This window comes from Pseudomonas kilonensis, assembly GCF_001269885.1.
Lineage (GTDB): Bacteria > Pseudomonadota > Gammaproteobacteria > Pseudomonadales > Pseudomonadaceae > Aquipseudomonas > Aquipseudomonas kilonensis.
The window spans coordinates 1-18,517 of record NZ_LHVH01000027.1 but is presented as its reverse complement, the minus strand read 5'-3'; the positions used below and the strand labels follow the sequence as shown (position 1 = coordinate 18,517).

19 protein-coding genes and 2 tRNA genes are annotated in these 18,517 nt (G+C 58.5%); 16 read left to right on the top strand and 5 right to left on the bottom strand.

What is annotated here, in order from left to right; all coding sequences use genetic code 11:
- The first annotated feature begins 71 nt into the window (after window positions 1-71).
- The 3 genes from AD662_RS20630 to AD662_RS20620 all read left to right on the top strand — a co-directional run bounded on the left by AD662_RS20630 (window position 72) and on the right by AD662_RS20620 (window position 1,131).
- Window positions 72-147, top strand: a tRNA-Glu gene (locus AD662_RS20630).
- 3 nt (window positions 148-150) lie between these two features.
- Window positions 151-226, top strand: a tRNA-Gly gene (locus tag AD662_RS20625).
- Between the two features lie 272 nt (window positions 227-498).
- A complete protein-coding gene (locus tag AD662_RS20620) occupies window positions 499-1,131 on the top strand; it encodes a LysE family translocator (RefSeq protein WP_018610160.1) in 633 nt (210 codons plus the stop codon).
- Between the two features lie 66 nt (window positions 1,132-1,197).
- On the opposite strand, the gene AD662_RS20615 is transcribed toward AD662_RS20620, so the two are convergent.
- The 4 genes from AD662_RS20615 to AD662_RS20600 form a co-directional block, all read right to left on the bottom strand.
- Complete coding sequence (locus AD662_RS20615; protein WP_053189649.1) at window positions 1,198-2,454, bottom strand: aminotransferase-like domain-containing protein; 1,257 nt, start codon at window positions 2,452-2,454, stop codon at window positions 1,198-1,200.
- Between the two features lie 62 nt (window positions 2,455-2,516).
- Window positions 2,517-3,662, bottom strand: a complete 1,146-nt coding sequence (locus AD662_RS20610; protein ID WP_053189648.1) for a PLP-dependent transferase — start codon at window positions 3,660-3,662, stop codon at window positions 2,517-2,519.
- Window positions 3,659-5,143 (bottom strand): AmmeMemoRadiSam system radical SAM enzyme, encoded by a 1,485-nt coding sequence (amrS, locus tag AD662_RS20605; protein WP_053181035.1) that lies wholly within the window; start codon window positions 5,141-5,143, stop codon window positions 3,659-3,661. Before amrS ends, AD662_RS20610 begins: the two co-directional genes overlap by 4 nt.
- 102 nt (window positions 5,144-5,245) lie before the next feature.
- Window positions 5,246-5,959: a YczE/YyaS/YitT family protein gene (locus AD662_RS20600; RefSeq protein WP_018610167.1), complete on the bottom strand. Its 714-nt coding sequence runs from the start codon at window positions 5,957-5,959 to the stop codon at window positions 5,246-5,248.
- A 188-nt stretch (window positions 5,960-6,147) separates the two neighbouring features.
- On the opposite strand from AD662_RS20600, the gene AD662_RS20595 reads away from it, so the two are divergent.
- The gene (locus AD662_RS20595; protein WP_003204346.1) at window positions 6,148-6,579 is read left to right on the top strand and encodes an Lrp/AsnC family transcriptional regulator; all 432 of its coding nucleotides are present in this window, start codon (window positions 6,148-6,150) and stop codon (window positions 6,577-6,579) included.
- 42 nt (window positions 6,580-6,621) lie between these two features.
- Here the strand turns inward: AD662_RS20595 and AD662_RS20590 are convergent, their stop codons facing one another.
- On the bottom strand, window positions 6,622-7,491 hold the full coding sequence (locus AD662_RS20590) for a response regulator transcription factor (protein ID WP_046063655.1): 870 nt from the start codon (window positions 7,489-7,491) through the stop codon (window positions 6,622-6,624).
- A 312-nt stretch (window positions 7,492-7,803) separates the two neighbouring features.
- Between AD662_RS20590 and AD662_RS20585 the strand changes: the two genes are divergently transcribed.
- The 12 genes from AD662_RS20585 (at window position 7,804) to AD662_RS20530 (ending at window position 18,075) form a co-directional block, all read left to right on the top strand.
- A complete protein-coding gene (locus AD662_RS20585; protein WP_008070254.1) occupies window positions 7,804-7,998 on the top strand; it encodes a Flp family type IVb pilin in 195 nt (64 codons plus the stop codon).
- Between the two features lie 156 nt (window positions 7,999-8,154).
- Window positions 8,155-8,349, top strand: coding sequence for a Flp family type IVb pilin (locus tag AD662_RS20580; RefSeq protein ID WP_014339543.1), 195 nt, complete (start codon window positions 8,155-8,157; stop codon window positions 8,347-8,349).
- 26 nt (window positions 8,350-8,375) lie between these two features.
- A complete protein-coding gene (locus AD662_RS20575) occupies window positions 8,376-8,906 on the top strand; it encodes an A24 family peptidase (protein WP_014339542.1) in 531 nt (176 codons plus the stop codon).
- A 2-nt stretch (window positions 8,907-8,908) separates the two neighbouring features.
- Complete coding sequence (locus tag AD662_RS20570) at window positions 8,909-10,237, top strand: P-loop NTPase family protein (protein ID WP_018610175.1); 1,329 nt, start codon at window positions 8,909-8,911, stop codon at window positions 10,235-10,237.
- A gap of 15 nt (window positions 10,238-10,252) precedes the next feature.
- Window positions 10,253-11,068: a Flp pilus assembly protein CpaB gene (gene cpaB, locus AD662_RS20565; RefSeq protein WP_053181021.1), complete on the top strand. Its 816-nt coding sequence runs from the start codon at window positions 10,253-10,255 to the stop codon at window positions 11,066-11,068.
- Between the two features lie 72 nt (window positions 11,069-11,140).
- The gene (locus tag AD662_RS20560; RefSeq protein ID WP_053189647.1) at window positions 11,141-12,457 is read left to right on the top strand and encodes a TadE/TadG family type IV pilus assembly protein; all 1,317 of its coding nucleotides are present in this window, start codon (window positions 11,141-11,143) and stop codon (window positions 12,455-12,457) included.
- 8 nt (window positions 12,458-12,465) lie between these two features.
- Entirely contained in the window at window positions 12,466-12,945 is a 480-nt protein-coding gene (locus AD662_RS20555; protein WP_018610182.1) for a TadE/TadG family type IV pilus assembly protein, read from the top strand.
- Complete coding sequence (locus tag AD662_RS20550; protein WP_018610184.1) at window positions 12,945-13,439, top strand: TadE/TadG family type IV pilus assembly protein; 495 nt, start codon at window positions 12,945-12,947, stop codon at window positions 13,437-13,439. The genes AD662_RS20555 and AD662_RS20550 overlap by 1 nt, the downstream gene beginning before the upstream one ends.
- Entirely contained in the window at window positions 13,433-14,653 is a 1,221-nt protein-coding gene (locus tag AD662_RS20545) for an AAA family ATPase (RefSeq protein WP_018610186.1), read from the top strand. The genes AD662_RS20550 and AD662_RS20545 overlap by 7 nt, the downstream gene beginning before the upstream one ends.
- Before the next feature lie 3 nt (window positions 14,654-14,656).
- Window positions 14,657-16,099, top strand: coding sequence for a TadA family conjugal transfer-associated ATPase (locus tag AD662_RS20540; protein ID WP_018610188.1), 1,443 nt, complete (start codon window positions 14,657-14,659; stop codon window positions 16,097-16,099).
- On the top strand, window positions 16,096-17,082 hold the full coding sequence (locus tag AD662_RS20535; RefSeq protein ID WP_018610190.1) for a type II secretion system F family protein: 987 nt from the start codon (window positions 16,096-16,098) through the stop codon (window positions 17,080-17,082). The genes AD662_RS20540 and AD662_RS20535 overlap by 4 nt, the downstream gene beginning before the upstream one ends.
- Before the next feature lie 27 nt (window positions 17,083-17,109).
- Window positions 17,110-18,075 carry a type II secretion system F family protein gene (locus AD662_RS20530; protein ID WP_018610192.1) on the top strand — a complete coding sequence of 322 codons (966 nt, stop codon included), beginning with the start codon at window positions 17,110-17,112 and terminating at the stop codon, window positions 18,073-18,075.
- The last annotated feature ends 442 nt before the right edge of the window (window positions 18,076-18,517 follow it).

Below are 18,517 nucleotides of genomic sequence, written 5' to 3'. Positions count from 1 at the left end.
GTGAAACCAGAACCCACTCTTCGGAGGTGGATCTGGGCACTGGAACACACACCATGTGTTCCGGGCAGCGTGTCCCCTTCGTCTAGTGGCCTAGGACACCGCCCTTTCACGGCGGTAACAGGGGTTCGAGTCCCCTAGGGGACGCCATTTGCGGGAATAGCTCAGTTGGTAGAGCACGACCTTGCCAAGGTCGGGGTCGCGAGTTCGAGTCTCGTTTCCCGCTCCAAATTCAAAAAAACGCCGCTCATTTGAGCGGCGTTTTTTTATGCGCGTAAAAAAGCCATCTCAATGCCCAAGGTTATGTATCCGGCGCCCAAGGGCCTTTAACCAGCGATTTGCCTTGTCTGAGGGGGCTGGAGACGATTTTCCTTAATATTGAAGGGGAGTGGAGAATACTTCCTGCAAAACTTAAGGGAAAACGCTCAGGAAGATTAATAGTTCATTCCTAAAGAAATGCACTTCTCCTAACCTTCCAGTACCCCTTCTGGAGATGCATTTATGCTGATTTTCGTTAAATCGATGGTCATTGGGCTGTGCATTGCAGCCCCTGTAGGACCCATTGGACTGTTGTGCATACAGCGAAGTCTGATGCTTGGGTGGAGAGCCGGTTTCGCGACGGGATTGGGCGCGGCCACAGCCGATTCGATCTATGGATTCATCGGTGCCCTGGGTGTCACGGCCATCATTGCGACGCTTATCAGCTTTAAACCCTGGTTGTGTATTTTTGGTGGGTTGTTCCTCGCCTACATTGGCTATCAGACAATACGATCGAAGGGCGGCTCGACGGCCATGGCGGGCGAGCGGGCCAATATGTTCAAAGCCTACTCCACGACGCTGTTCCTGACCCTGTCCAACCCCATGACCATCTTGTCGTTTATCGCGATATTTGCCGCGTTGAGTGATGGTATGGCCAGTGACCAAGGCGGCCAGCACGCCTTGCTGCCGATGGTGACCGGTATCTTCCTGGGCTCGGCTGCCTGGTGGCTGGGGTTGAGTGGGTTCTCCTCCATTTTCAAGGCGCGGATTGCCGAATCAAAGCTAAGGCTGATCAACTACTTTTCAGGGGCAACCATCACCATCCTGGGGGCCTACCAGGTCGCCACTGGCGTCATGCTGGCCACGGCAACCTGACCCGGAGCTTATGCCTCGCTGAGCGAGGCATAAGCCTTGGTATCCCCTGCAATGCATGCAGACGTTTTATTGCAACCTGAACTCGACGTACGCCCTGAAACGGCCTATCGCCTGGGTGATTTGCGAGGTGGTTGCATTGCTGAACGACAGCCTGACCTGGGTGGTGGCCTCATTCATCAGCGAAAACAAGCTGGTGGGAAATACAATCACCTTGAACAGCCTGGCGCATTCGCGCATTTCAGAATATCCAAAGACGAAAGGCAGCTGCACATTGATGAAGAAGCCGCCTGCCGGATGATTCCAGCTGACCGCTCTTTGGGCGCCGACCTTGAATGGGAATTCGCGCTCAAGGCACTCAAGCATGTGATTTCTTTTCTTTGTGTAAGACAACACCCTGGGTTGGTTCAGCCCTTTCAACGAGTAGTCGTGCTCGATCAGCAAGCCTGCGACAACCGCTTGGCACAGGGCCGGGGTATTCACCGTGATCAGGCTTTTGGCCTTGCACAATCGGCCGCTGAAGGACATGACCCCAGCGCCCTCTGGGGCGACCACATAGCCCATGCGCAAGCCCGGGAAAATCGATTTGGCAAAGGAGCCCAGCAAGAACACCCGACGGCTGTCGATGGACTTCATGGACGCAATGGCATCGCCTTCGTACCTGAAGTAACGGTAGGCAGTGTCTTCGAGGATGAAAAAGTTCTTTTCATCGGCCAGGGAGAGCATGGCTCTCCTGCCGTCATGGGAAAGGCTGTCGGCGGTAGGATTGCTAAAGTCCGCAATTGCATAAAGCGCCTTGATTCTTTCACCTCTGGATTCCAGTGCTTCGATGAGCCTGCGCAGGGCGATTGGATCAAGAAAGACCGTCATGGGGACGGGGACTATTTTTATCCCCAGCAATTTTGCGATCCCCGTGATCCCGGAAAACACCGGGTCAGGTACCAATAAAACCCCACCGCCGTCAAAAATGGACAGGAGCGTCAAGGTGCAGGCTTCTTGAAAGCCCATGCACACCACAATGCTTTCAGGGTTGGATACGTTGATCGCTTCATCCACCTGCAAATGGCTGGCGATTATTTCATTGATGATCCCAGAGGTTTTTCCATATTGGCAAAGCAGCGTCGCCAGTGACTGTTCGGTGCCGGCAACGTGATCCTTGTATCGGGCCAGGCCCCTGTCGATGAGCAAAGGGTCGCACTGCTCATCATCGGGTCGACCGGAGGCCAGTGAAATGGCCTCCGGGTTTTCTTGAGCAATGGAGTTTAGTAGGTGGATGACGTTCAGGATGGGGTCGTCGAATATCGTGTTTTCGAATGCGCTGGACACTTCGCTTCTCCATAAAAAAAGCAACGAGCCATTGAAGGCTCGTTGCTCATGATCAACACCCGCTACGCAGGATCGAGTGAGCGTTCTTGATCGACCTGGCTCTCCGTGGCTTCGAATGCTTGCAGCAGGTCCTCCTTGAGGTCTTCCAGATCCTCCAGGCCAAAGCACAATCGAACCAGGCCTTTCTCAATGCCCATGTCCGCTTTTTCCTGATCCGTCATCGAGGCATGGCTGCCACTGAAGGGCTGGGCAACCATTGACGTCACGCAGGCCATTCCGGTGCCTGTGCCAAACCACTTGAGCGCGCTGGTGAACGTTTTGTAGAAGGGAACCAGATCGGGCCGAATATCAACAAACACAATGCCGCCATAACCGGTCAGCTGTTTGCCATCCACGCGTGGGTAATAGACATGCTCAATAAAAGGCAGCTCGCGCAGATAGTTGAGCATGCTGGATGTCGTCTGGCTGTGTTTCTCCATGCGCAGGTTGAATGTCTGCATGCTTCTGCGAAGCAGCCATGCGCTATTGGGGGTTAATATCGTGCCTGAATAAAAGCGGCCTTCAAGCAGGCGGTTATAAATCTTCTCGTTGTTGACCAGCACCAGGCCGCCCATGACATCGCTATGCCCAGAGAAGTATTTGGTTGCGCTGTATAGGGAAATGTCGGCGCCAAAATTCAACGGCTTCTGGAATATCGGCGTGGCCCAGGTATTGTCAACGACCACCAGCGCCTGCGGGTTGATTTGCTTGACGGCCCGGCTGACCGCATGAATATCAATGTCTTTGAGGAACGGATTGGTCGGTGTTTCGAAAATGACCATGTCGACGTTCGCCGGCAATGCCTTCAACCCGTCTGCCGTGGTGAGATCCAGAATCGTCAGGTCTGCGCCAATGCGTGCCGCATACCGCTGGAACAGTTTATAAGAGCAGCCATAGATGTATTTGTTGATGACCAGCGAAGCACCCGGTTTCAACAGTTCCAACACCATGTAGATGGCGCTCATCCCGGTGCTGTAGGCCAGGGCATATTCGCTGCCCTCCAGGGAGGCGACGACCTGCTCCAGTTCAGTCACATTGGGATTGGCCTTCCTTGAGTAGAAGAAGGCTGAGTCAGCACTGAAAGCACTGCACTGGTAAATGGGCGTTACCGAAGGGCGAGCGTCCCGGTCATCGACCTTGATATGAAGTATTTCAGTAGACACTTTCATGCTTGGCTGACCAGTTTGATGACCTGTTCATACATGTTCTGCTTGCCCTCATAACCAATGGTCGGGGTGATGTCATTTTGCGAAATACCAATCTCTTCAATCGACTCCGTCGGGAAGTGAGCCCTGTCGAATACTTCATGAAGGTTCGAGTTCACGCCGTTGGGAAGCCAGACCTCAGGACCGGTTTCATCGATGCGTGCCTTGGCAATAATGAATCGATAGCTTTCATGCGGCCGCAGCGTCAGTGATTTCCAATCGCTGTTGTGCCCGTCCGTATAATTGCGCCGCAGGTAGACGGTCTGTTCGAAATCTTCGGTATTGAGCACTTGGGCATGCAGCGACACGATATCGCCATGCCACTCGAACTTGCGTTTCTCGTAAGCGGTCAGCGCGTCCTCTCGCAGCTCGACAGGGGCGTTCGCCTGATGCTCGCCGAGTAATTTGAAATGCGCGTCGTGCCCGCATTGAGAGCAGCAACCCTTGCTGTCCAGCCCGATGATTTCAGCGTTCAAGCCATAACGGGTGACGAGCAGGGCGTTACAGTTGTTGCAGCTGGTATTGGTTCCCTCGACGTCATTCACGTTGCCCAGGTAGACATGCTCAACGCCCATGCTCCGAGCAACGTCCCGAGCCTTCAGCAGACGGTCCACAGGGGTGCGGATGCTGTTGCTCATCTTGTAATCGGGGTGGAACCTGACGAAGTGCAGCGGCACATTCGGGCCCAGTTCATCCAGGACCCACTGGCTGATCTTCCTGGCCGTTTCCTCGTCGTCGCTGATGTCGGTCACCATCAAGGTGCTGACCTCAACATACTTGCCCGCGTCATAGACTTTCTTGATGCCGGCGAGGACTGGCTCTACCCAGCCGGTGGTGACCTTGCGGTAGTATTCCGGGGAAATGGATTTCAGCGAAATCGAGAAAATATCGATGACCGGCAATAATTCATCAATGGCTTCTTCACTGATAAAGAACGCCGATTTATACAGGTTGATCAGGCCCGCTTCCTTGGCCAGCTTTGCCGTGTCGAGAATGAATTCATGCCAGACAACCGGATCGTTATACGTCCAGGAAATGACGCGTATTCCGTGCTTGAGTGCGGTTTCCACAACTTGTTCAGGGGTGTAGTAGTAAACGTCTTTGTCGGTGACGTACTTGGCTTGCGAGGTCTTCCAGTTGTGGCAATAACCGCAGTTGAGCATGCAGCCGATATTGCCCAGGGACAGGATCCGCTCTCCAGGGGCAAAGTGGAAAACGGCTTCGGTTTCTATCGTTTCTTCTGTGCTGTGAACGCCTTTGCCATAGTTCAATGTAACGAGTCTGCCGCCGCGGTTTCCGCGCACTTTGCAAAAACCTACCTTGCCCTCCTGTATGACACAATTTCGCGGGGAGAGATGACACTTGACGACGCCCCCCGGAAGTATTTCTTCCAGTTTTGCCGGGCTGCTTTCCAAGGTCCAGTTTTTATTTTTTGTAGTGTCCATCTTTCTCACTCCTCATCACGGAAGTTGCTATCAATATCAACGGTTGAAAAAGTCGAGGCGAAACAATCCGGCTGCCATGGATGGCAGCTATCTTTATGGGTATTAGTAGGCGGATGAAGCGCGAATCAATCCATAGTTCTTGAGAGAAAAGCGCTTGGCATTCATGTTCATGAAGGGTTGAATAAGCGGGCCGATCACTAGCAGGAATGCAATCGTTCCCACGCCGAACGGGCCGCCTAAAAGCCATCCGCTCGAAAAGATGCCGATTTCAATGATCATTTTGGCTTTGGTGAATGACCAGCCCCACTTGGAGACCATGGTCAGGACCACGAGGTCCATGATTCTGATTCCAATGCCGCTCATGATGATCAACGCGGAGGAGTAGGCACATAACATCAGCCCCGTCGCCAATAACGTGTACTCATTCATTCTCGCGATCAAATACTCTCCGAGCCCCAACCATGACCAGAGATCAATCAATAGACCGGTCAGTGTTGTTGTAATAAAGGGACTTATCGGCGGGTATTTTTTGTTCCAGAGCATCCACCATGTGAGGAAGAAGAGGGACACGATAGCCGAACAAATGCCCATGCCAAGCATAAGTATTTTATCGATAGAAATGATCAAGACGTCTAATGGATCGGTGCCCAGTTGACTGATGATGAAGCACTTGGCACCCAGCGAAAAGAAACCGACACCCGTCAAGTACATCAGGATCTGGTCCTTCTTGAAACGGCGAAGATTTAGTACTTGCGTGCCAATGTGCTGGGCGAAAGAGTATGACTTTTTTTCACACTTTATCTTTTCATCTTCCATGCGAATACCATCCCTGGAGAGAATATTTTATTATGAGTGCGTCACGCTAAAGAGCAGGGCTATTGATTGCCCTCAGGCTTTCAGGCTGGAAATAGACTAGCGTCCTGCTTTATTTTGGTGCATGCTTTTTTTAATGAAAAACGCGGTCTTTTCATTAAAATTTATACTTTTAACCGGGGAAAACGCACATGGATCGTATAGACGTCAAAATCCTGGGTAAGGTACAGGACTGTGGTCGCATTTCCATCACAGAGCTTTCCAAGCACGCGGGTCTTTCTATTCCTGCCACCAATGACAGGTTGCGCAAACTGGAAGACTCAGGGGTCATCAAGGGCTATTGCGCTCAGTTAGATCCCACCAAGCTGGGGTACGGCATATCGGCTGTCGTCGGCATCACCACCCTCAAGCCGGCGAAATCCAAACTGATCGCGACGCTCACCGACATACCCGAAGTCGTTGAGTGCCTGCACATCACGGGAAACGACTCCTACCTGATCCGGATCTACGCCAGATCCATGGCTGAGATCGAAGACATTATTGCGAAAATCAACGCGTACGGAGAGACGCGTACCAGCATTGTCCTGTCCATTCCTATCGAGAGAAGAAAACTCGCCCCATGAGCCTGGGGGCTGCGCACTGACTACGTGCTTTGCTGAACACGCTCACCCCTCAAGGCTGTGCACCAGGTTTTCAATCGCTTCCAGAGCCGCCTCATCCGCAGGCGCCGGTGCAGGACTTGCGCTGCGCATCTGGTACGCGAGACGGTATTCACTGGGGGTGCAACTGGCGTATTGCTTGAAGGCGCGGGCGAAGTAGGACGGGTCCTTGAAGCCAGCCTCATAACCGATGCTGGTGATGGGCATCTGGCTGTTGTCGAGCAGTTCCTTGGCAAAGCTCATGCGTTTGTTCAGCACGTAGTCGGTGAAGCCGAGCCCATTGGCTTCCTTGAACACCCGGCTGAAGCGAAATGTCGTCATGCCGCAGCGCTTGGCCAGATCGCGCTGATCGATGCTTTCGCGAAAATGCTGGTCGATGTACAGCATGATGTGGCTGAGGGCCTGGTGCTTCTGGTGCCCGGAGGTCAGGCGAATGCTGTCCGGCAGGGTCGGGGAGTGGTCGATCTGCGAGGTCTTTCCCCGGCCATGGGTATTGCGGCGCAGCTCGCACAGTTGCACCACGGCTGTCAGGTAGCGCTTTCTCTCGGCGGCAGTCAGGGGCAGCACCATGTATTCCCAGACGCTGGAGCGCATGGCCCACACCGCCAGTTCTTCGGAGTGCTGCACGGTGAACATGGTGATGGGGATGGTCGGAACGGTTCGCTTGATCTCCAGCAGGCGCCGCAAGCCTGGTGTGTCCGGGCGATCGAAGTGGATGCAGATCATGTCGACCTGTTCCCCGCTGGGCAGCATGGCGTTTTTTGCCAGCGTGCAGTCGCACGTGTCCTGAAACTGGGAGGCGAGTTCCTTGGTGGACCGATCATGGGTCAGATCGAACCATAACAGCTTTGGCTTTCCAGTCGGATTGAACGTCATAGGACGACTACTCACAGGTGCTTACTGCCCTTTAGCTAGCAGTATTGTCACTGTGCCATCACTTCGCCGAATAATTTCTTATAAAAATTCGATCTTTTAGCGCCACCCCCGTCACGGAACGCCGGCGAGCGCCCGTTTGCGCTGCGGCACGGATGTATTTCCCGCCCCCTGGCGCCTTTTCCATCCCCGCAAAAAAATCCTAGCGATGTGCAAAATCCTCCTAACGGCTATGACCACCTGCTGACTAGGGTTGCATCAGGCAGTTCGCAATGCACTGCCCCTTGAGAAAACAATCCCGATGAGGTGTGCGAAATGACTCTTCAAACAATCAAAGCTTCGGTACTGAAGTTCGCCAAAGATGAAGACGGCCTGACCATTGTGGAATACGCCGTGGCCGGTGGGTTGATCACCGTATTGGTGGCGGCAGCCTTCGTTCTTCTGGGCGGTGCCGTGAATACCAAGATCCGTGCACTGTGCCAGGCGGTCAACGGCAACGTTGCCTGCTGACAGCGGTAACTTGCAGTGAAGGGGACACGGTCACTCTCAAGGAATAACGCTTGCGACTCTTTAGCAGTGAGTACAACGAATAAATCAAATGGACTTTGCGCTGTCCCCTCCCACCAGGTTTTTAGCAGTACTTCTTATCAGCGTGAGGTTCATGAAATGACTTTCCAGACAATAAGAACTTCGATCAGCAAGTTCGCCAAAGATGAAGACGGCCTGACCATTGTGGAATACGCGGTGGCGGGTGGCTTGATCACGGTGCTGGTAGCCGCCGCATTCGTCCTTCTGGGCGGTGTGGTGGATACCAAGATCCGGGCGCTGTGCCAAGCCGCCAATGGCAACGTCGCCTGCTAACAATAACCACACTAGGGAGACGCATCATGTCCATGGAATTGCTGGTGTCGACGGTACTGCTGGTAGGACTGCTGGGTGTGGCGGTGGTGAGCGATCTGCGTCGCCACCGCATCCCCAACACGCTGGTCCTGTTGGGCCTTGCCCTGGGGTTGGCCGGCCAGGTTTATACCGGTGGGCTCGGCGGCCTGGGCGACAGCCTGTTGGGCATGCTGATCTGTTTCGGGTTGTTCCTGCCCATGTATGCGGTCGGTGGCATGGCTGCCGGTGATGTCAAGCTGATGACCATGGTCGGCAGCTTCCTGCCTTTTCATTACGCACTGTGGGCGGCGCTGTTCAGCCTGATCGCCGGCGGTGTGTGCGGTTTCCTGATCGTCCTGGCCCGTGGCCAACTGCTCCAGACCCTGGGGCGCTACTGGCTGATTGTGCGAGCCCAGTCCTATCTGGCGCCGACTTCCGATGAAGTGGCCGGCAAACCCTTTCCTTATTCGATTGCGATCCTGATCGGTACTTTGAACAGCGTCTACTGGCAACTGGTTGCCGGCGGCTGGGGAGTCTAGTCATGCACGTCATCAACGATAGCGATGCCTACCCCAGCGAACGGGAAGCGGTACAACGCCTGGCGCCACAGCCCTGCACCATTCGCGACACCGGCCTGAGCGACAGTTTCCTCGGAGAGCTGGTGTGCAAGCACCTGCACGACGCCGGTGTGCTGGACATGACGCGGCTGGTAGAGCGCCTGGCCCTGACCGGCGCGGTGCTGGAAGAAGTCCTGGCGTTCCTGCGCAAGGACGGTCGCGTCGAAGTACTGGGCCAGTTGGGGCAATCGGGCGGACAGACGCTGCGTTATGGCCTGACCGAGCGCGGCCGCAGTTCGGCGCGTGACGCCCTGTCCCGTAGCGGCTACATCGGCGCAGCGCCATTCCCGGTGAGCACCTATCGCTCGCTGATCAAGATCCAGACCATTCACCATGGTCGCATCACCGCCAAGGACATGCACCAGGCCCTGGCCGGCCTGGTACTGAGCCAAGGCATGCTCGACCAGTTGGGCGTCGCCCTGAATTCCGGGCGGGCAATCATGATCTACGGCCCGGCGGGCACGGGCAAAACCTACGTCAGCAGCCGATTGATCCGGCTGTTCGCCGAGGCGATCTGGGTGCCCCATGCCATCGTCATCAACGAGTCGGTGATCGAGATCTACGACCCGCAGGTGCACCAGCGCCTGGATGACAACGGCCAATCGAACAACCTCATGCTCAACGAAGGCATCGACCGCCGGCTGCTGTGCTGCAAACGCCCGATCGTCATCACCGGCGGTGAGCTGAGCATGGAACAGCTGGACGTGCGCTACGACCCCTTCACCCGGCAATACCAGGCGGCGTTGCAGCTCAAGGCCAGCAACGGCCTGTTCATCATTGATGACATGGGGCGCCAGCGCATGGCTCCAGCCGAGTTGCTCAATCGCTGGATCGTGCCCATGGAGGAGAAGCGCGACTTCATCAACCTGGGCGGCGGCCGGCATTGCGAGCTGCCGTTCGACCTGGTGCTGGTGTTTTCCACCAACCTCAATCCCCTCGAATTGGCCGACGAGGCCTTCCTGCGGCGCATTGGCTACAAAGTGCAGTTCGGCTACCTCAAGCCTGAGGAATACGAACAAATCTGGCGGCAGGAGTGCGAACGCCTGGGCATCCCGTATGACCCGCTGCTGGTGCGTTATGTGTTGCAGCGGCTGTATGCAGGCGAAGGCATGCCGCTGGTGCCTTGCCATCCCCGTGACCTGTTGAACATGGCGCTTGACCGCCAGCGTTACCTGGGCGGTTCCGGGCCCCTGTCGCCGCAAGAGCTGGAATGGGCCTGGCACAACTACTTCGTTCAGCTCGACTTCCTTTGATCTGGAGATACCGACATGAGCTCTCGTACGCTTCCCCTGATAGGCGTTTCCCTGGTAATGGGCCTTGGTGCCGCATGGATGGCCGACTCCTGGTTGAGCGCGCGACTCAACGCGACCCCCGATGACCACTTGCGAAGCGTGGTGGTCGCCACGGTGGAAATCCCCTTCGGGCAAATGGTCGAGGCCCAGCAAGTCACGACCGTGCGCATGCCCATGGATACGATCCCGGACGACGCCTTCGATGCCAGCGAACAGGCCGTGGGCAAGATCGCCACCTTCGACATCCTGCGTGGCGACATCGTGCGGGGTGCGCGGCTGAGCGAGCACTTGGGTGGCAGCACCCTGGCTTCGCTGATTGCGCCGGACAAACGCGCCATATCGGTACGCGTGGATGATGTGGTCGGCGTGGGCGGCTTCCTCTTGCCGGGCAACCGGGTCGATGTCTTGGCCACCAAGACCACCAGCGCCGGCAGCAACAGCGCGACCTCCCGGACCATCCTGGAAAACCTGCGGGTGCTGGCGGTGGACCAGACGGCGGGCACCGACAAGACCCAGCCGGTCGTGGTGCGGGCGGTGACGCTGGAAATGTCGGCCACCGAAGCGGAAGCGCTGGTCACTGCGCAGACCGAGGGCAAACTGCAATTGGCCTTGCGCAACCCGTTGAACCTGGAGAAAAAGGCCGTGGCCGTTGCACCGCCAGCCCCCGCGCCAGTCATCGCCATGGCGGCCGCCCCGGCGCCAAAACCTGCGGTGCAGCGCAGTGCCAAGCCGCAAGGCGGGGCGATCACGCTGATCCGCGGAGTTGAAAGCAGTGTGATCAATGTCCGCTGAGTAACACCCTCCATGCCAGGCCCTTGCGGGCCGCGGCGATACCGATCCTCAAACGTTGTAAATGAGGGCTCGATGATGAATGCCAATATCCGGCGCCAGGGAGGGGCGGTGAGTGTACTGATGGTGATTGCCCTGGTGGCGATCTCCATGATGGCGGCGTTGGCCCTCGATGGCGGGCACATGCTGCTGAACAAGACGCGCCTGCAAAATGCGGTGGATGCCGCCGCCTTGGGCGGTGCCAAGACCCTGAGCCAGGTGAGTGGCGGCGTCAACATGGCCAGCACCACCCGCGCGGCGGCCCTGGACACGCTCAACAGAAATGCCAATGCCTTGGGCAACACCGAGCTGGCCACTGCGGTCGCCGGCAACCCGGGTGCGTTGGCCGTGGTGGAGCTGTCCAGCAGCGTCTACGGTCCGTTCTCCTATCCCGGGCCTGCCGATGCCAAATACGTACGGGTGTCGGTGGCCAGTTATCAACTGAACGGTTTTTTCTGGAGCTTCGTGCAAACGATGGGCAGCACCGGCTTGGGCAACAAGCGCGTGGCCGCGATTGCCACTGCCGGTCCCAGCCCCACCTCTCCTTGTGACCTGGCGCCGTTGATGGTCTGTGGCGATCCCACTCAATACAACCCGGCCGCCGGCAATTTCTGGGGGTATCAATTTGGCGACCTGGAAGTCTTGAAGACGGCGGCGGGGAACACCTCGCCCATCGGTCCGGGCAACTTCCAATTGCTCGATTTTGGCTCAGGTGGCAGTGCAGTCCGCGAGGATCTGGCCGGCGGTGGCTCGGTCTGCCGCAGCGTCGGCGACAACGTCCAGACCGCGCCAGGTAATAAAGCGGGTCCAACTTCCCAAGGCTTGAATACGCGCTTCGGTATCTACAACGGCCCGGTCAGTTCTTCAGACTATCCACCGGACCTGGTCACGTCCTCAGGCACCCCGGCGATCACCTACAACGATTCGCTCTCCCAGGCGCAATATAAAGGCCAGCTCATCACCTCCAGCAACGGCGATCTCTCGGCGGGTGGCGAGGCGGTACAAGACTATAACGACTGGCGGGCCCAGGTCGCCGCCTGCGTGGCGGGGGGCGCCAGCGGCTGTGAAAGCAACGGGGTTTTCGAGCGCCGGATGCTGAAGATCGTGATTGGCGATTGCGCCGGGAAACTGAGCGGCTCGACGTCGATTCCGGTCTTGGGGTTCGGCTGCTATTTCGTCCTGCAGCCGGTGAACGGCGGTGGTTCGGAGTCGATCATCTTTGGCCAGTTCGTCCAGGAATGCGAGGGCGACAACGTACCTGGCCCGACGCCGTCCACCGACTCCGGCCCACAGATCATCCAGCTCTACAAAACCTATCTCAACGGCAGCGGCACTCCGAGCACTGACTCGTAGGAGGCGTCATGGGACTTTCTCATTTCAAACCAGCGCAAGCCCAGCAAGGCGTGGCGCTGGTGGAATTCACCCTGGTGTTGCCATTGCTGCTGTTGTTGCTGCTGGCCTTCGGCGAGTTCGGTCGCATGCTTTACCAGTACAACGTGCTGTTGCAGGCCAGTCGCGATGCCGACCGCTTCGTCGCCAGTCAGGCGTGGAACACCACCCTAGGCAGCATCACGCTGAACAACACGCTGCTGACCCAGACAAAAAACGTTGCCGTGTATGGCGTGCCCAGTGCTACCGGCACCGCCGTGGTGTCAGGGTTGACCACGGCTAACGTGCAGGTCGCTGCCGAGGGCATCGATCATGTGCGCGTCACGATTACCTACACCTTCTGCCCGGTGATTGGTGCGGGCAACTGCACGGGTTCGATTCCAGGATTTTTCGGCAATGCCATTCCCTTGGGCATCCAGTTGGTCGCAACCACCGTCATGAGGGCGCTGTGATGAATAACAAACACATGCGCGGCACCTACATCGTGGAGTTCTCGTTCGTGGGCTTGCTGGTGTTCATCCTGCTGTTCGGCGTGGTGGAAATGGGCCGGCTGTACTTCACGGTCAACGCGCTGGATGAAGCCGCGCGGCGCGGTGCGCGCCTGGCGGCGGTGTGCAATGTCAGCGACCCGGTGGTGTTGCGCCGGGCCATCTTCAACGCCGCGACGGACGCCGGCACCAGTCAACTGATCAGCAACCTGGCGACGTCTAACCTGGCCCTGACCTACCTGGACGTCAATGGCGCCGTGGTGGCGAACCCGGCCAACACCACAGGCACCACCGGCTTTCGAGCCATCCGCTATGTCCAGCTGAGCGTGCAGAACTTCGTTTTCAACCTGTTCATTCCCGGCTTAGGCGTGCCCATTACCTTGCCCACGTTCAGGGCAACCTTGCCACGCGAAAGCCTTGGGCGTCATTCCGATTCCGGGGAGATCACACCATGCTGAACACTAGGGAAACTCCGCTTTCGACCGCGACTGGCAGAGCCGGGCTGCGGATACTGATCAGCAGCCGCGATGCCACGTCCCTGCGCGACCTGCAATGCGTCTGCCAGCGCATGCCTGGCCTTGAGGTCAGCACGCGGCTGGTCAGCAACGGGCATGTCGACCCGCTCTACGGTCTGGACCGTATGCCCGACCTGTTGCTGCTACGCGTCAGCCACCTGTGGCGCGAAGAATTGTCAGCCTTGCTGCAACGTCCGGCCCATGAACGTCCGCCAATGCTGGTGTGTGGTCCCTTGGGTGAGCAGGAGGGCATGCGCCTGGCGATGCAGGCCGGCGCCCGGGACGTGCTGCCCGAGCCCATCGCCGATACAGAATTGGTGGCGGCCCTGAATCGCCTGGTGACGGAAGTCCGCCTCGGCAGCGGCAACGAAGGGAAGCTGATCGCGGTGATCAGCGCCAAGGGTGGCTCCGGCGGAACCCTGGTGGCGTGCAACCTGGCCCAGCAACTCAGCGCCCGGGCAGGCAATACCTTGCTGCTGGACATGGACCTGCAATTTGGCAGCGTGACCCATTACCTGGACGTCGCGCAGTCCCACAGTCATCTGGAAGTACTGCAACAGGTCGACGACATGGACAGCGTCGCGCTGCGGGGCTTTTGCAGCCACTTCAGCCCGACCCTGCATGTGCTGGGTGGTCGGGCCGGTGAGTTGTGCCTGCCCCAGGATGCCCAGCCCGAACAGCTCGACGCCCTGTTGCAACTGGCCCGCGCCAGTTATGACTGGGTGGTGGTGGACCTGCCGCGGCAGATCGATCACCTCACCGGCTCGGTGCTGGAACAGGTGGACCGGGTGTACGTGGTGGTGCAACAGAGCGTCAGCCACCTGCGCGATGCCAGCGCCCTGGTGCGGATCTTGCGCGAAGACCTGGGCGTGCGCGGGGATCAATTGCAGATCGTGATCAACCGCTATGACAAAAACGCCGCTGTCAGCCTCAAGGACATCGGCGAGGCCCTGCGTTGCCCGAACCTGTTGAAATTGCCCAATGACTTCAACCTGGTCAGCCAGAGTCAGAACACTGGCGTGCCGTTGGGGCTGCATGCGCCGAAGGCGGCAATCACCGCCGCCCTGCGCGATTTGACCGAAGACCTGGTCGGTCACCAGATGGCCACAGACAAGGGCCTGCTTAAACGTGCCTTCAACCGTTTTTTCGGGGGATGACCCATGATCAGCGACTTTCGTAACCGCTTGCGCAAACAGCCCGCCAAATCCGCCGCCTCAGCGGGCACCCAGCCCGAGGACGGCCTGCCGGACCCGACCGACGCGTTGATGGCCTGGGAGCAGGCCATCCCCGACGTGCTTTACGAAACCCGCAGCCAGGTCACGCCGGTGGAGGCCGAATGGCGGGAGAAGATCTACCAGCAACTGCTCAAGGTCATGGACCTGTCGTTGCTCGATGCCCTCGAACACGTCGAGGCCACTCGGCAGATACGCGATATCTGCCAGCGCCTGCTCGAGGAACATTCGGCACCGGTGAGTACGGCCAGCCGGCAATTGATCATCAAGCAGATCACCGATGAAGTGCTCGGCCTCGGGCCGTTGGAACCGTTGTTGGCTGACCATAGCGTGTCCGACATCCTGGTCAACGGCTTTGCCTCGGTCTACGTCGAACGCTTCGGCAAGTTGCAACGCACCGACGTGCGTTTTCGCGACGACCAGCATTTGCTGAACATCATCGACCGCATCGTGTCCAGCCTGGGGCGGCGTATCGACGAGTCCTCGCCCTTGGTGGACGCCCGGCTCAAGGACGGTTCGCGGGTCAACGCGATCATTCCACCGCTGGCCATCGACGGTCCGAGCATGTCGATCCGGCGCTTCGCCGTGGACCTGCTCAACACCGACAGCCTGATCCAGGTCGGCACCATGACCCCGGCCATTGCCTTGCTGCTCAAGGCCATTGTTCGCGGACGCCTGAACGTGCTGATCTCCGGCGGCACCGGCAGCGGCAAGACCACCATGCTCAATGTGCTGTCCAGTTTCATTCCCCACAACGAGCGCATCGTCACCATCGAGGATTCGGCCGAGCTGCAACTGCAACAGCCCCACGTGGTACGCCTGGAAACCCGGCCTTCGAACATCGAGGGGCGCGGCGAGGTGGGCCAGCGGGAATTGGTGCGCAACAGCCTGCGGATGCGCCCGGACCGCATTGTCATTGGCGAGGTGCGCGGCGCCGAGGCGATGGACATGCTCACGGCGATGAACACCGGCCACGACGGTTCGCTGACCACCATTCACGCCAACACCGCACGGGATGCGTTGGGGCGAGTCGAGAACATGGTGTCGATGACCGGGGCGACTTTTCCGATCAAGGCCATGCGTCAACAAATTGCCTCGGCCATCGATGTGGTGATCCAACTGGAGCGTCAAGAAGACGGCAAGCGACGCGTGGTGAGCATGCAAGAGATCAACGGGATGGAAGGGGACATCATCACCATGACCGAGATTTTCTCCTTCGTGCGCCAGGGCATCGGCGAGCATGGCGAGGTGCTTGGGGATTATCGGCCCAGCGGGATGATCCCGGCCTTCCGCGATGTGCTGGCCAAGCGCGGCATCGAACTGCCGCTGACTCTGTTTCGCCCTGAGTGGATGGAGGGCCGGACGTCATGAGCAATATCCCCAGTGAATTCATCCTGATGTTCCTTGGCATGGTGTTCATCGCCGTATTCCTGCTGTCCCAGGGCGTGGTGGTGCCGGTGTTCGGCGAGGCCGGCAGGATGCGCAAGCGCATTCGCGGGCGCCTGCATGTACTGGAGAAAGCCAACCACTTGCCCAACATGCAGACTGTGTTGCGGCAGAAATACCTGACGCGCCTGTCCCCCCTGGAAGCGCGCCTGGAACAGCTGCCATTCATGGCCAACCTGACCCAACTGATCGAGCAGGCCGGGCATGAATACCGGGCTTATCGGGTCATGCTGCTCGGTCTGGCCCTGGGGGTGGCGGCGGGTGCCTTGGTGCTGATGGTCTCGCCCGTCTGGTGGATGGCGCTGCTGGCGGCATTCGCGGTGACCTGGGTGCCGGTGTTGAAAATCCTGCGTGACCGCAACAAGCGTTTCGCTGCGTTCGAGGAGGGTTTGCCGGATGCGCTGGACGCCATGTGCCGGGCCCTGCGCGCCGGCCATCCGTTCAACGAAACCCTGCGTCTGGTCGCCGAAGAGCACAAGGGGCCGGTCGCCCAGGAATTCGGCATGACGTTTTCCGACATCAACTATGGCAACGATGTGCGCCGGGCCATGCTCGGCCTGCTGGAGCGCATGCCGAGCATGACGGTGATGATGCTGGTGACCTCGATCCTTATCCACCGCGAGACTGGCGGCAACCTGACCGAAGTGCTGGAGCGCCTGAGCCGCTTGATTCGTGGGCGTTTTCGTTTCCAGCGCAAGATTCGGACGCTGTCGGCCGAAGGGCGCATGTCGGCCTGGGTGCTGGTGGCGATCCCGTTCGTGCTGGCGATCGCCATCGTGCTCACCAGCCCCAGCTACATGCCGGTGCTGATCAATGACCCCATAGGGCACAAGCTGATCATCGGCGCGTTCTGCGCCATGTTGATCGGGATTTTCTGGATAAGAAAGATCATCCGGATTCAGGTTTAAGCGCTGTCGCGCCGAGAGGTATCAGTCATGGACTTTTTGCTCGGATTGTTGAGTCGGTTTACCGGCAACGAAGAACTGGCACGCGTGTTGTTCATCGCCGCGATTGGCCTCAGTGCAGTGTTGGCGGCCGTCGCGCTCCTGCTGTTGATGTTGGGCCTGCAGGATCCGGTGCAGCGGCGCCTGGCGCTGATCAAGCGCGGTTACGCTGGCAACACCGCAGGGCAGGAGGCACCCGGTAACCTGCAGCTCTTGCTGGAGCGGGTCGGCCAGCGCTTTGCCTCGACCGACCAGGCCCACGCGTCGGCCACCCAGACCTTGCTCACCCACGCCGGTTACCGCTCTGCTTCGGCGGTGCAGATGTATTGGGCCGTGCGCCTGATGCTGCCGCTGTTGCTGGTCGGTGTTGCGTTGTTGCTGTTGCCGATGGTCAAGGTGTCAGTGGCTATCGGCTTGCTGGGGGTGACCCTCGTGGCGGGCATCGGTTGGTTGCTGCCGGCGATCTACGTCGGCAAGCGCAAGCAGGCACGCCAAGGCCGGCTGCGCGCCGCGTTCCCGGATGCGCTGGACCTGATGGTGGTTTGCGTCGAGTCGGGCCTGGCCCTGCCTACGACGATTGAACGGGTGGCTGAAGAGATGTCGGTCAGCCAGGTCGAACTGGCCGAGGAACTGGCGCTGGTCAATGCGCAGATCCGGGCGGGCATCACCAGCACCGAGGCCCTCAAGCAACTGGCCGTGCGTACTGGCCTGGAGGATATCCAGGGCCTGGTCAGCCTGCTGGCGCAAAGTATCCGATTCGGCACCAGCGTGGCCGATACCCTGCGGATCTACGCCGATGAGTTTCGCGACCGGCGTACCCAGGCTGCGGAAGAAATGGGCGCCAAGATTGGCACCAAGCTGATCTTTCCGCTGATTTTCTGCCTGTGGCCGAGCTTCTTCCTGGTTGCCATTGGTCCGGCCATGATCGGTGTGTTCAGGGCTTTCGGGAATATGTAGGTCAGTGTGGGTGTTCATGAGTCTTGTGTTCACCCCCAGTCCCATTGTGGGAGCGAGCTTGCTCGCGAAGGCGGCCTGACAGTTGGCCTGGATTTTGTTGAGTGAGTACATATCCATTGCTGCGGTAACGGCTGCTTAGGGTTTCGCCCTGACGGCGACTCACTTTTGAGAAGCGCAAAAGTAAGCAAAACGCTTCTGCCCCACCACTCGGTGCCTCGCCTAGGCTCGGCATGCCCTCACTCCGGCATTGCTCCGTGGGCCCGCCGCGAAGGGCCATCCATGGCCCAGCGCGGCTACCTCGGCATCCATGCCGAGGTGCCCACTGCGCAATGCCTGCGTTCGGCCATCGTGGTTAACGGGGCGCCGAGATCAACGTCCACCGCGAGGCGGCCTAGTAGCCGACCTGGCTCTCCCGGTTGTACACCTCATCAGATCTGTGGGG

Coding starts and splice junctions, on each gene's coding strand:
- AD662_RS20600 (WP_018610167.1), bottom strand. CDS start 5,959: ATGGAAGATGAAAAGATAAAGTGTGAAAAAAAGTCATACTCTTTCGCC.
- AD662_RS20620 (WP_018610160.1), top strand. CDS start 499: ATGCTGATTTTCGTTAAATCGATGGTCATTGGGCTGTGCATTGCAGCC.
- cpaB (WP_053181021.1), top strand. CDS start 10,253: ATGAGCTCTCGTACGCTTCCCCTGATAGGCGTTTCCCTGGTAATGGGC.
- AD662_RS20555 (WP_018610182.1), top strand. CDS start 12,466: ATGGGACTTTCTCATTTCAAACCAGCGCAAGCCCAGCAAGGCGTGGCG.
- AD662_RS20545 (WP_018610186.1), top strand. CDS start 13,433: ATGCTGAACACTAGGGAAACTCCGCTTTCGACCGCGACTGGCAGAGCC.
- AD662_RS20540 (WP_018610188.1), top strand. CDS start 14,657: ATGATCAGCGACTTTCGTAACCGCTTGCGCAAACAGCCCGCCAAATCC.
- AD662_RS20585 (WP_008070254.1), top strand. CDS start 7,804: ATGACTCTTCAAACAATCAAAGCTTCGGTACTGAAGTTCGCCAAAGAT.
- AD662_RS20570 (WP_018610175.1), top strand. CDS start 8,909: ATGCACGTCATCAACGATAGCGATGCCTACCCCAGCGAACGGGAAGCG.
- AD662_RS20595 (WP_003204346.1), top strand. CDS start 6,148: ATGGATCGTATAGACGTCAAAATCCTGGGTAAGGTACAGGACTGTGGT.
- AD662_RS20560 (WP_053189647.1), top strand. CDS start 11,141: ATGATGAATGCCAATATCCGGCGCCAGGGAGGGGCGGTGAGTGTACTG.
- AD662_RS20590 (WP_046063655.1), bottom strand. CDS start 7,491: ATGACGTTCAATCCGACTGGAAAGCCAAAGCTGTTATGGTTCGATCTG.
- AD662_RS20580 (WP_014339543.1), top strand. CDS start 8,155: ATGACTTTCCAGACAATAAGAACTTCGATCAGCAAGTTCGCCAAAGAT.
- amrS (WP_053181035.1), bottom strand. CDS start 5,143: ATGGACACTACAAAAAATAAAAACTGGACCTTGGAAAGCAGCCCGGCA.
- AD662_RS20610 (WP_053189648.1), bottom strand. CDS start 3,662: ATGAAAGTGTCTACTGAAATACTTCATATCAAGGTCGATGACCGGGAC.
- AD662_RS20550 (WP_018610184.1), top strand. CDS start 12,945: ATGAATAACAAACACATGCGCGGCACCTACATCGTGGAGTTCTCGTTC.
- AD662_RS20535 (WP_018610190.1), top strand. CDS start 16,096: ATGAGCAATATCCCCAGTGAATTCATCCTGATGTTCCTTGGCATGGTG.
- AD662_RS20530 (WP_018610192.1), top strand. CDS start 17,110: ATGGACTTTTTGCTCGGATTGTTGAGTCGGTTTACCGGCAACGAAGAA.
- AD662_RS20575 (WP_014339542.1), top strand. CDS start 8,376: ATGTCCATGGAATTGCTGGTGTCGACGGTACTGCTGGTAGGACTGCTG.